An 11941-nucleotide genomic window follows, 5' to 3' on the forward strand; every position below is an offset into this window, starting at 1 on the left:
GGCTGGGGCAACCGTTGGGTAACCGCGGCTGCCCCAGTTCGAACGCGAGGTCTAGGCTGGTCCGGTGGCGGTGGAACAGCAGGCACGGGGTGCGGCGGGTGCGGCCCGGCGCCGGTCCCGGCGGGACGAGATCCTGGAGATCGCGGTCGGCCTCTTCGCGGCGCGCGGCTACCACGGTGTGTCGATGGACGACATCGGCGCGGCGGCCGGGGTCACCGGTCCCGCGCTCTACCACCACTTCGCCGGCAAGGAGGCGATGCTCGTCGCCGCCCTGATCCCGGTGAGTGAGGGGTTGCTCGCGGGCGGGCGGGAACGGGCCGCCGGTCACCCGGGCGACCCGCGTGCGGCGCTGGAGTCGCTGATCGACTTCCACGTCGACTTCGCGCTGGCGAACCCGGCGGTGATCGCGTTGCACCTGCACGAGCTGGACCGCCTCCCGGACGAGCCGCGCCGCCGGATCCGTCGGCTCCAGCGGATGTACGTCGAGGAATGGGTCACCGTGCTGACCGCGCTGCACCCCGGCCTGCCCGACGGCGCGGCCCGGGTGCTCGCCCACGCGGCGTTCGGCCTGATGAACTCGACGCCGTTCCTCGGCGGCGAGGTGGACCGCCGGCGCCGGGCCGAACTGCTGCGCGGCGCGACCCTCGCGGCCCTGCTCGCGCCCACCGACCCGACCTGACACGCCGCGCGTACCTTAACGCGTGTTAAGAAGAGACCCCGGCTTTGCGTCGAGAAGGGGTCACGTCCGTGCAGAAGATGATCGAATCGTTGTTGGTCGCGAATCGGGGGGAGATCGCGCGGCGGATCATCCGCACCGGTAGGCGGCTCGGGATCCGGACGATCGCGGTGCACTCGGAGGCCGACGGCGCGCTGCCGTTCGTGACCGAGGCCGACGAGGCGGTCTGCGTCGGCCCGGCGAACCCGGCCCAGAGCTACCGGAACGTCGAGGCGATCCTCGACGCCGCCCGGAGCACCGGCGCGCAGGCGATCCACCCCGGCTACGGCTTCCTGTCCGAGAACGCGGACTTCGCCCGTACCGTCGAAGGGGCCGGCCTGATCTGGGTCGGGCCCGGCGCCGACGCGATCAGCGCGATGGGCGACAAGATCAACGCCCGGAACCTGATGGCGGCCGCGGGCGTGCCGGTCGCGCCCGGCACCACCGAACCGGCGAGCGACCTGGACGCGGCGGTCGCGGCAGCCGCGGAGATCGGTTACCCGGTGATGGTCAAGGCCGCCGCCGGTGGCGGCGGCATGGGCATGGGCGTCGCCGCCGACGAGGCGGCGCTGCGCACCGAGTACGACAAGGTCCGCGCGTTCGCCGAGCGGATGTTCGGCGACGGGTCGGTGCTGATCGAGCGGTACTTCCCCCGGGTGCGCCACGTCGAGGTGCAGATCCTCGGCCTGGCGGACGGCCGGGTGGTGGCGCTCGGCGAGCGGGAGTGCTCGGTGCAGCGGCGCAACCAGAAGCTGGTCGAGGAGTCCCCGTCCCCGGCGGTGTCGCCCGAGCTGCGCGAGCGGTTCCTGGCCGCGGCGGTACGCGCCGGTGAGGCGGTCAATTACCGCAATGCGGGCACTGTGGAATGCCTGCTCGATCCCTCGACGCAGGAGTTCTTCTTCCTGGAGATGAACACGCGGCTCCAGGTCGAGCACCCGGTCACCGAGTACGTCTACGGCGTCGACCTGGTCGAGGAGCAGTTGCGGGTGGCGTCCGGCCTGGCGCCGACGTTCGACCCGGACGCGCTCACCCCGCGCGGTCACGCCATCGAGCTGCGGATCAACGCCGAGGACCCGAAGCGCTTCCTGCCCGGCCCGGGCGCGATCACCACCTGGAACGAGCCGTCCGGCACCGGCGTCCGGGTCGACTCCGGCTACGTCGCCGGCAACACCGTCACGCCGTTCTACGACAGCCTGATGGCCAAGCTGATCCTCACCGGGGCGACCCGCGAGGAGGCGGTCGAGCGGGCGCGGGCGGCTGTCGCCCAGTTCGAGATCGCCGGCCCGAAGTGCAACCTGCCGTTCTTCGCCGAGCTGCTGGAGAACCCGGAGTTCCTCTCCGGCGACTACGACACCGGCATCGTCTCCCGGATGCGCTGACCTTCGACCCAGTGAGGTGAATCTGATGGCGGAACTTCCAGACTCCGTGAGCATCCGTGAGGTCGGTCCCCGCGACGGCCTCCAGAACGAGGAGCCCATCCCCACCGACGCGAAGGTGCGGCTTCTCGACGCGCTGTCCCGCACCGGGGTACGGCGCATCGAGGCCGTCTCCTTCGTCCACCCGAAGGCGATCCCGCAGATGGCCGACGCCGACGAGGTGTGGCAGCGGGCCGAGAAGGTCGACGGGGTGCGCTACTCCGCCCTGGTGCCGAACACCCGTGGCGCACAGCGGGCGCTGGCTGCGGGCTTCACCGAGATCGAGGTGGTGGTCTCGGCCAGCGACACGCACAACCGCCGCAACGTCAACCGGTCCACCGACGAGTCGCTGGACGACATCGCCGAGCTGATCGACCTGCTGCACGGCGCGGGCGCCACCGCCGAGGTGATCGTGGCGACCAGCTTCGGCTGCCCCTACGAGGGCGACGTGGACCCCCGCCGGGTCGCCGCGATCGTCGACCGCGTCGCCCGCGACGGCGCGGACCGCGTCGCCTTCGGCGACACCACCGGCATGGGTACGCCCCGGCGCGTCCGCGAACTGGTCACGGCGGTCCGGGACCGCAACGCCCACCTGCCGGTGCTGCTGCACTTCCACAACACCCGTGGCACCGCGCTGGCGAACATGCTCACCGCGATGGAACTGGGGATCACCGAGTTCGACGCCAGCGTCGGCGGCCTCGGTGGCTGCCCGTACGCGCCGGGTGCCAGCGGCAACCTGGCCACCGAGGAGGCGGTGCACATGCTGCACGACATGGGCATCGACACCGGCATCGACCTGGACGCCCTGATCGAGGCCGCCGAGCTGGCCGAGACCCTGGTGGGCAAGAAGCTCCCGTCCGGAGTCCTCCGGGCCGGCCCCCGAACCCGCCTGACCCCCCGCCCCGCCTGACCCCCTCTCCCACCCACCCCCGTGATCAACGAAATGAGCTGGGGTGGGTGGGGTGCGGGGGCGTGGTGGGGTGCCGGGGATGGTGCGGGTGGGGTAGCCTAACGATCGTTCAGGTCGGTGGGCGCCCTGTGCGGGGGCCGTGGCAACGGGAGTCGGCGTGACGCTCGACGGTGAAGCTCTGGAGCAGCTACGCAAGCGCGCCCGCGCCGGCGGTGCGGACAAGTACCACGCGGCAAACGCCGCGAAGGGGAAGCTGTTCGCCCGCGAGCGTGTGGCGTACCTGGTCGACGAGGGCTCCTTCGTCGAGGACGGGCTCTACGCCAACGCGATGGCCGACGGGCTGCCCGCCGACGGCGTGGTCACCGGCACCGCCACGATCGACGGCCGCCAGGTCTGCCTGATGGCCAACGACTCCACGGTCAAGGCCGGCAGCTGGGGTGCGCGTACCGTCGAGAAGATCATCCGGATCATCGAGCGGGCCTACGCGACCGGCGTCCCGATGGTCTACCTGGTCGACTCGGCCGGCGCCCGGATCACCGACCAGGTCGACCTGTTCCCGGGCCGCCGCGGCGCCGGAAAGATCTTCTGGAACCAGGTCCGCGCCTCCGGCTCGATCCCGCAGGTCTGCGCGCTGTTCGGGCCGAGCGCGGCGGGCGGGGCGTACATCCCGGCGTTCTGCGACGTGGTCGCCATGGTGGACGGCAACGCCAGCATGTACCTCGGCTCCGACCGGATGGTCGAGATGGTCACCGGCGAGAAGACCACGCTGGAGGCGATGGGCGGCGCGAAGGTGCACTGCGCCGAGTCCGGCGTGGGTCACTTCCTCTGCAAGACCGAGAACGACGCGCTCGACGTGGTGCGGACGTACCTGTCCTACCTGCCGTCGAACTGGAAGCAGGACCCGCCGGCGGCCGAGGCGGTGGCCGCGCCGGAGAAGGCCGACCTGGCCGCGCTGGTCCCGGCCAGCGAGCGGCAGGCGTTCGACATGCGCCGGTACGTCAAGGGCCTGCTCGACTCCGGCAGCTTCTTCGAGATCCAGGCGCTGTGGGCCAAGGAGCTGACCATCGGGTTCGGCCGGCTCAACGGCGAGGTCGTCGGCGTGGTCGGCAACAACTCGATGTTCAAGGGCGGCGTGCTCTTCGTCGACTCGGCCGACAAGGCGACCCGGTTCGTGCAGCTCTGCGACGCGTTCAACGTGCCGCTGCTGTTCCTCAGCGACGTGCCGGGGTTCATGGTCGGCAGCGTGGTGGAGAAGCAGGGCATCATCCGGCACGGCGCGAAGATGATCACGGCGATCTCCGAGGCGACCGTACCCAAGATCTGTGTGGTGGTCCGCAAGGCGTACGGCGCGGGTCTCTACGCGATGGCCGGTCCCGGCTTCGAGCCGGACGCCACGATCGCGCTGCCCACCGCGAAGATCGCGGTGATGGGCGCGGAGGCCGCCGTCAACGCGGTCTACGCCAACAAGATCGCCGCCATCTCCGACGAGGCCGAGCGGGCCGCGTTCGTGGCCGCGAAGCGCGAGGAGTACGAGCGCGACATCGACGTGGTGCGCCTCGCCAGCGAGCTGGTGGTGGACGCGATCGTCGAGCCGCACGAGCTGCGCGCCGAGCTGGTACGCCGGTTCACCGCCGCGCGCGGCAAGGAGCGGCACTTCTCCCGGCGCCGGCACGGCGTCACCCCCGTCTGACCCGGTAAGGAAGGGCCCCCTCTTAACGCCTGGTGCATGTAAAGGGGCCCCTCCTAACGCTTCAGCCGCTCCCGGCGTCACGAGCGCCCGGCGGCCCGCCCTTTCCAGGAGGATCGACATGGACTTCCGGCTCGACGAGGAGCAGCAGGCGCTGCGGGAGAGCGTCCGGGAATTCGCCCGCGAGGTGGTCGCGCCCACCATCGCCGAGCACTACGAGCAGCACACCTTCCCGTACGAGATCGTCCGTCAGATGGGCAAGATGGGCCTGTTCGGGCTGCCCTTCGCGGAGGAGCACGGCGGCATGGGCGGCGACTACTTCGCGCTCTGCCTGGCGCTGGAGGAGCTGGCCCGGGTCGACTCCAGCGTGGCCATCACGCTGGAGGCGGCGGTGTCGCTCGGCGCGATGCCGATCTACCGGTTCGGCACCGAGGAGCAGAAGGCGCAGTGGCTGCCGAAGCTGCTCAGCGGTGAGGCGCTGGCCGGGTTCGGGCTCACCGAGCCGGGCACCGGCTCGGACGCGGGCGGAACCCGGACGCGCGCGGTCCTGGACGGCGACGAGTGGGTCATCAACGGCTCGAAGGCGTTCATCACCAACTCCGGCACCGACATCACCGCGCTGGTCACAGTCACCGCCGTCACCGGTACGCGGCCGGACGGCGGCAAGGAGCTGTCCACGATCATCGTGCCGTCCGGTACGCCCGGCTTCACCGTCGCGCCCGGCTACTCGAAGGTCGGCTGGAATGCGTCGGACACCCACGAGCTGACGTTCGACGACTGCCGGGTGCCGGCGGCCAACCTGCTCGGCGAGCGCGGCCGGGGCTTCGCGCAGTTCCTGCGCATCCTGGACGAGGGCCGGATCGCCATCGCGGCGCTCGCCGTCGGCCTGGCCCAGGGCTGCGTGGACGAGTCGATCAAGTACGCGAAGGAGCGCCAGGCGTTCGGCCAGCCGATCGGCAACTACCAGGCCATCCAGTTCAAGATCGCGGACATGGAGATGAAGGCGCACACGGCCCGGCTGGCCTACTACGACGCGGCCGCCCGGATGCTCGCCGGCGAGCCGTTCAAGCGCCAGGCGGCCATCGCCAAGCTGCACGCCAGCACCGTGGCGGTGGACAACGCCCGCGAGGCCACGCAGATCCACGGCGGGTACGGCTTCATGAACGAGTACCCGGTGGCCCGCTTCTGGCGCGACTCCAAGATCCTGGAGATCGGCGAGGGCACCAGCGAGGTGCAGCGCATGATCATCGCCCGCGATCTCGGCATGTGAGGACGCCCGGAACCGCGCCCTGTCGGATATCGGCAGTGGACGGTCGGGTGGTTGACGATGGGCTGTGGAGCGTCGGAGTCCATCCGTAATCTTCGTGCCCATGACTCCGGATCATGACCGTGCGCGGTGCCCAGGCGGTCGTACCGGTCTGGCCGACCTGCTGCGCGGGCACCGGCTCGCCGTCGGCCTGACCCAGGCCGAGCTGGCGGGCCGGGCCGGCGTGGGCGTACGGACGGTCCGCGATCTGGAACGGGGGCGGGCCACCCGGCCCCAGCGCACCACAGTCGACCTGCTGGCCGACGCGCTCGGCCTGAGCGGTGACGAGCGGCGGGAGTTCGTCGACACCGCCCGGCCCGCGGCATCCCGCCTCCCCGCAGCCGGTGCCGCCGCCGACGATCCGCCGGTGGCGCTGCCCCAGCCCGTACCGCTGCTCGGCCGGGAACGGGACGTGGCGGAGGTGTCCGGGCTGCTCGACGCGTACCCGGTGGTGAGCCTCGTGGGGCTCGCCGGGGTGGGCAAGACGGCGCTGGCCGTCACCGTCGCGCACGCGGTGGCGGCCCGCCACCCGGCGGGCGTGGCCGGGGTGCTCGTGGGCGAGGGCTCGGACGCCGCCGACGTGCTCGCCGCGTCGGCGTCGATGTTCGGCGTGAACCGGCTGGCCGACCTGTCCTGCCGGATCGGCGACCGGCGGGCGCTGCTGCTCGTCGACGCCGTCGACCGGGCGCCGGAGCCGGTGGCCGAGGCGCTCCGCGTCCTGACCGCCGCCGTGCCGACGCTGCGGGTGCTGGTGACCGGCCGCCGCCCGGTCGGCCTGGCCGGCGAGATGGTCCGGCCGGTCGCGCCGCTCGACGTACCGCCGGCCGGCACCGAACCCGCCGACCGGGCCGACCTGGACCGCTGGCCGGCGGCGGCGCTGTTCGCCGCCCGCTTCGCCCAGGCCCGCCGGGAACCACCGACCCCGGCCGAGTTGCCGGCGCTCGCCGCGCTCGTGCGCCGGCTCGGCGGACTGCCGCTCGCCATCGAGCTGATGGCGGCACGGGGACGCATCCTCGACGTCACCGAGCTGCTCGACCGCTACGGCGACCGCGTCCTGGACCTGACCGGCGTACGCCCCGGCTGGGAGCCCGCCGACCCGTCCGCCGGCACTGTGACGCTGCGCGACGCCGTGGCGACCAGCTATCACCTGCTCGCCAACGCCGACCGGGCGGCGCTGCGGCGGCTGTCCGCGTTCCGTAACCGCTGGTCGGTCGAGCTGGCCGAGGATCTGCTCGCCGACGGCGGCCGGCGGTGGGACGCCGCGCCGATGCTGGACCGGCTGCGCGAGCTGGGCCTGCTGAGTGTCAGGGGCACCGGCCCGTTCCGGTTCCGTCTGCTGGACGCGGTCCGTGACTTCGCCGCGGAACAGGCCGACCTGGAGGGCGAGACCGCCCGGATCCGGATGCGGCACGCCGCGGTGATCGCCGGTCTGGTCCACCGCACCGCGCCGGGGCTGGTGGGCGCACAGATGTCCGGCGCGGTGCACGTGCTCGACGAGGCGACGAGCGACATCACCGCCGCGCTGGCGTACGCCGCCGAGCACGCGCCGGAGACCGCGCTCCTGCTCGCCGCCTCACTGCCCCGATGGTGGCGGCTGCGCGGGCGGGACGTGTCCGGCCGGCGCCGGCTGCGGCGGCTGCTCGCCGATCCGCGTACCGCTGGTGCCCGGCCCACGCTGCGGGCCTGGGCCATGCTCGGCGCGGCCCGGCTCGCCGCCGAGCACGGCGCGGGCGCGGAGGAACTCCCGGCGGCCCGGGCCGCCCTGGTCGTCTTCGCCGAGGCGGGCGACGTGACAGGCGAACTGTCCGCCCGGTCCGTGCTCTGCGCGCTGCTGCTCGGGCTCGGCGCGCACGACGAGGCCCGCGAGCAGGCCGAGGCCGCACTGGCCTCGGCCACCCGGCACCACCGGGTACGCGAGATGGCCGTCGCCCAGGCGCACCTGACCTGGCACGACGTACGCGAAGGTCGGCTGGCCGGTGCCCGGCGGCGGCTGGCGACTGTCGACCGCCTGGCGGCACAGTGCGGTGACCAGCGCCTGCGTGTGCTGGCGCGTGCCGATCAGGCCGAGCTGACCCGCCTGGAGGGCCGATACGCCGAGGCGGTCGAGCAGGGTCGCCGGGTGGCGGCCGCGCTCGCGGAGCTGGGTGATCCCGGGCGGCGGCGCCGGACGGTCGGCGCAGTCGGGCTGGCGCTCGCCCACGCCGGGCGCACCGACGAGGCGCTGGCCACGATCGCCGAGCTGTGGCCGTCGGGAGTGGTGCCGGGCCGGCGCCGTCCACCGGCCGTGGAGATGCTCGATCCGCCGGGCCCGGGTGGGGACGCGCGCACCGAGGACGCGCTGCGCGGGTTGATCGAGGGGCACGTGGCGCTGCACCGGGGAGACCGGGAGCTGGCGGCGGAGTGGTTCGCCGCGGCTGCCGACGCGGCCGAGGGTGTCGCCGATCGGCGGGATCTGGTCGAGGCGCTGGTGGGGCTGGCGGTCAGCACCGCTGATCCGGCCGTGCTGGATCGGCTGGACGCGGCGCGACAGGTCACCGGCGTCAGCCTGCTGCCGCAGGAGGAGGAGTTGCTGTTCTCCCTGACGGCCCGACGGGGGCGATGAGCGTCTTGTCGTCACCCCGGTCGATCGCGGTGGCCGCACTGCGCGTCGGCCGGCACGGGAGGGGCGGAGGGCGCGGGGGTGGCGCGAGCGAAGTAGCCCCCTGGTACTGCCCCTCGCTCCACGCTCGCGCCAGCACCCCCCGGTGCCCCCCGCTGCCGGAAGACTACCGAGGTCGGACGACCGATTCGCGAATATGTGGACCGCTTTGTCCGGCCGTTCGGGCGGTTCTGCCGGTCATTCTGCCGGTGACCGGCAGGTAGTGCCCGGCAGGTCGCGGACCGTCAGGCGGCGTCCTCGACCGGCTCGGTGCTGCCGGCGGTGGCGCCCGGATGGACCGCGTCGCGTACCCGGCGCAGCCCGTCCAGCAGCCCGTCGAGCTGCGCCGGGTCGAGCTGGCTGGTGAACCACTGCTCGATGATCCGCAGATGGCCGGGAAGGACGTCGTCCAGCCGGCTGAGCCCGGCGGTGGTCACCACCGCGAAGGAACTGCGCCGATCGGACGGGCAGGCACGCCGGCAGATCAGCCCGTCCCGCTCCATCCGGTCGACCACGCGGGTCACGCCGCTGGTGGAGAGCGAGGTCTGCGCGGCCAGGTCGGTCATCCGCAGCTGGTTGTTGGGTGAGCGGGCGAGCCGGGTCAGCACCTCGAACTCGACCGGGGAGAGGCCGTGCTCCTCGAACTGGGCGGCGAACCGGGCGGCGAGCCCGGCGTGCGCCTCGACGAGCAGGCCGACGGCGGTGATCCGGGGGTCGTCGAACACGTTCTGGTCCACGCCACCATCCTAGCAACACTTGACACGGGGAATATTGTCTCAACTATAGTTGCTCAGTCAGTCGTTGGGCTCCTAAACATTCTTCTCCGGAGGAGAGCATCATGACCAGCAGCACCGAGGCGACTACCCGCGACTGGGAGGGTCTCACCATCCCCACCCCCGGCACCTACGTGCTGGACGCCGCGCACAAGCGTGTCGGCTTCGTCGCGCGGCACATGATGGTCAGCAAAGTACGCGGTGAGTTCGCGGACGCCACCGCCACCATCACCGTCACCGACGACCCGATGCAGTCCTCGGTCACCGCCAGCATCCAGGCGGCCAGCATCAACACCGCCCAGGCGGACCGCGACGCGCACCTGCGCAGCCCGGAGTTCCTCGACGCGGAGCAGTTCCCGACGCTGGAGTTCCGCAGCACCGAGGTGAAGTCCCGCGAGGGCAACGAGTTCGTGCTCGTCGGCGAGCTGACCATCAAGGGCGTGACCCGTCAGGTCGAGCTCGAGGTGGAGTTCGAGGGCGTCGGCCGCAGCCCGTTCGGGCAGGACATCTTCGGCTTCTCCGCCTCCACCGAGATCGACCGGGAGGACTTCGGTCTGACCTGGAACGTGGCGCTGGAGACCGGTGGCGTCCTGGTCGGCCGCAAGGTCAAGATCGAGATCGAGGGTGAGGCCATCCGCCAGGGCTGAGCCCGGCACAGGCCCGCAGGGCCCGCACCGTCCCCGACGGTGCGGGCCCTTCCCGCGTACGCCCCGGCGGTGTGAATCGTCACGTGAAGTTCTCCGCACTGACGCGCTGGTGACGGCGGTGACGGGGTACAGGTGCAGACCTGTCGCCCGTCCAGCCGGGTGGCGGGGTGGGCGCACTTACGCCCACCACGTGAATGGTTCACAATGCGTTGCGGAACGGTACGGTTCCGTCGCACCGGCGCCGGGAGGACACATGGGCAGAGACGTCGAGCAGGGCGCCTTCTCCCGCGAGGATCGGGTCCGCTACCGGCAGAAGGTCCGACGGTGCCTGGACGTGTTCGCGCTGATGCTCGACGACTTCGGCTTCGACGCCGACCGCCCGATGACCGGGCTGGAGATCGAGCTGAACCTGATCGACGCGGCCGCCGAACCGGCCATGCGCAACGACCAGATCCTCGCCGACATCGCCGACCCGCTGTTCCAGACCGAGCTGGGGCAGTTCAACCTCGAACTGAACGCCTCGCCCCGGCTGATCGAGGGCAGCGGCTTCGCCGACTACGAGCAGGACCTGCGCAGCAGTCTCAGCCGCGCCGACGAGCGGGCCGCCAAGTCCGACGCGACGATCATGATGGTCGGCATCCTGCCCACGCTCACCGAACGCCACCTGGTCGCCGACAACCTCTCCACCAACGAGCGGTACCGCGTCCTCAACGACCAGATCGTCGGCGCCCGCGGCGAGGACATCGAGCTGGACATCAACGGCGTCGAGCGGCTGCGTACGCACACCGACTCGATCGCGCCGGAGGCCGCCTGCACCAGCCTCCAGTTCCACCTCCAGGTCGCGCCGGACAGCTTCGCCGACTACTGGAACGCCTCCCAGGCCATCGCGGGCGTGCAGGTCGCCGTCGGTGCCAACTCGCCGTTCCTCTACGGCCGGCAGCTCTGGGCGGAGACCCGGATCGCGCTGTTCCAGCAGGCCACCGACACCCGCCCGGACGAGCTGAAGGCCCAGGGCGTACGGCCCCGGGTGTGGTTCGGCGAACGCTGGATCACCTCGATCTTCGACCTGTTCGAGGAGAACGTCCGCTACTTCCCGCCGCTGCTGCCCATCTGCGAGGAGGAGGACCCGGTCGAGGTGCTGCACGCCGGTGGCGTGCCCACGCTCGGTGAGCTGCGGCTGCACAACGGCACCGTCTACCGCTGGAACCGGCCGGTCTACGACATCATGAACGACCGCCCGCACCTGCGGGTGGAGAACCGGGTGCTGCCCGCCGGCCCGACAGTGGTGGACATGCTCGCCAACGCGGCGTTCTACTTCGGGCTGGCCCGCGGCCTCGCCGAGTCGGACCGTCCGATCTGGAGCCAGTTGACGTTCAGCTCGGCGGAGGAGAACTTCCACGCCGCCGCCCGGCGCGGCATCGAGGCGGTCCTGCACTGGCCCCGGCTCGGGGACGTGCCGGTCACCACGCTCGTACTCGACACGCTGCTGCCGGTGGCCGCGCAGGGGCTGGACCGGTTCGGTGTCGCCCCGGCCGAACGGGACCGCCTGCTCGGCGTGATCGAGGGCCGCTGCCGTACCGGCCGCAACGGTGCGGTCTGGCAGACCGAGACGGTGTGGGCGGCCGAGCGGAGCCGGGGCCTGGACCGGGAGGCCGCGCTGCACCACATGGTCCAGCGGTACGCCGAGCTCCAGCGCGGCAACGAACCCGTCCACACCTGGCCCGTCGACTGAGCCACACCCCGCCCCGCCGCCTCGCCCCGTCGATCTGTGAGTGGGGTTGTCAAGGGGTTTGGTGGTGGGTGGTGATGGTGCGGTAGAGCTGTCGGGCGATGTAGCGCTTGAGGCAGCG

9 protein-coding genes are annotated in these 11941 nt (G+C 72.1%); 8 read left to right on the plus strand and 1 reads right to left on the minus strand.

The genetic code is table 11. The features are described 5' to 3' along the window. Positions 1–64: 64 nt before the first annotated feature. The 6 genes from FB454_RS16115 to FB454_RS16140 all read left to right on the plus strand — a co-directional run bounded on the left by FB454_RS16115 (position 65) and on the right by FB454_RS16140 (position 8635). Positions 65–679 carry a TetR/AcrR family transcriptional regulator gene (locus tag FB454_RS16115; protein WP_013283284.1) on the plus strand — a complete coding sequence of 205 codons (615 nt, stop codon included), beginning with the start codon at positions 65–67 and terminating at the stop codon, positions 677–679. 77 nt (positions 680–756) lie between these two features. After that, positions 757–2094 (plus strand): acetyl-CoA carboxylase biotin carboxylase subunit, encoded by a 1338-nt coding sequence (locus FB454_RS16120; RefSeq protein WP_030269621.1) that lies wholly within the window; start codon positions 757–759, stop codon positions 2092–2094. A 25-nt stretch (positions 2095–2119) separates the two neighbouring features. Next, positions 2120–3040, plus strand: a complete 921-nt coding sequence (locus FB454_RS16125; RefSeq protein ID WP_030269624.1) for a hydroxymethylglutaryl-CoA lyase — start codon at positions 2120–2122, stop codon at positions 3038–3040. A gap of 157 nt (positions 3041–3197) precedes the next feature. After that, on the plus strand, positions 3198–4730 hold the full coding sequence (locus FB454_RS16130; protein ID WP_145754112.1) for an acyl-CoA carboxylase subunit beta: 1533 nt from the start codon (positions 3198–3200) through the stop codon (positions 4728–4730). A gap of 118 nt (positions 4731–4848) precedes the next feature. Then, a complete protein-coding gene (locus FB454_RS16135; protein ID WP_013283288.1) occupies positions 4849–5997 on the plus strand; it encodes an acyl-CoA dehydrogenase family protein in 1149 nt (382 codons plus the stop codon). A 100-nt stretch (positions 5998–6097) separates the two neighbouring features. Beyond that, on the plus strand, positions 6098–8635 hold the full coding sequence (locus tag FB454_RS16140) for a helix-turn-helix domain-containing protein (protein WP_145823140.1): 2538 nt from the start codon (positions 6098–6100) through the stop codon (positions 8633–8635). Positions 8636–8916: 281 nt separating this feature from the next. Here FB454_RS16140 and FB454_RS16145 read toward each other — a convergent pair whose 3' ends face one another. Next, on the minus strand, positions 8917–9408 hold the full coding sequence (locus tag FB454_RS16145) for a MarR family winged helix-turn-helix transcriptional regulator (protein WP_013283290.1): 492 nt from the start codon (positions 9406–9408) through the stop codon (positions 8917–8919). Positions 9409–9509: 101 nt separating this feature from the next. On the opposite strand from FB454_RS16145, the gene FB454_RS16150 reads away from it, so the two are divergent. Together FB454_RS16150 and FB454_RS16155 are read left to right on the plus strand one after the other, a co-directional pair. After that, a complete protein-coding gene (locus FB454_RS16150) occupies positions 9510–10091 on the plus strand; it encodes a YceI family protein (RefSeq protein WP_013283291.1) in 582 nt (193 codons plus the stop codon). 253 nt (positions 10092–10344) lie between these two features. Beyond that, the gene (locus tag FB454_RS16155) at positions 10345–11823 is read left to right on the plus strand and encodes a glutamate-cysteine ligase family protein (RefSeq protein ID WP_013283292.1); all 1479 of its coding nucleotides are present in this window, start codon (positions 10345–10347) and stop codon (positions 11821–11823) included. Positions 11824–11941 lie beyond the last annotated feature (118 nt).

The sequence above is a fragment of the Micromonospora sp. CNZ297 genome, from assembly GCF_007827625.1.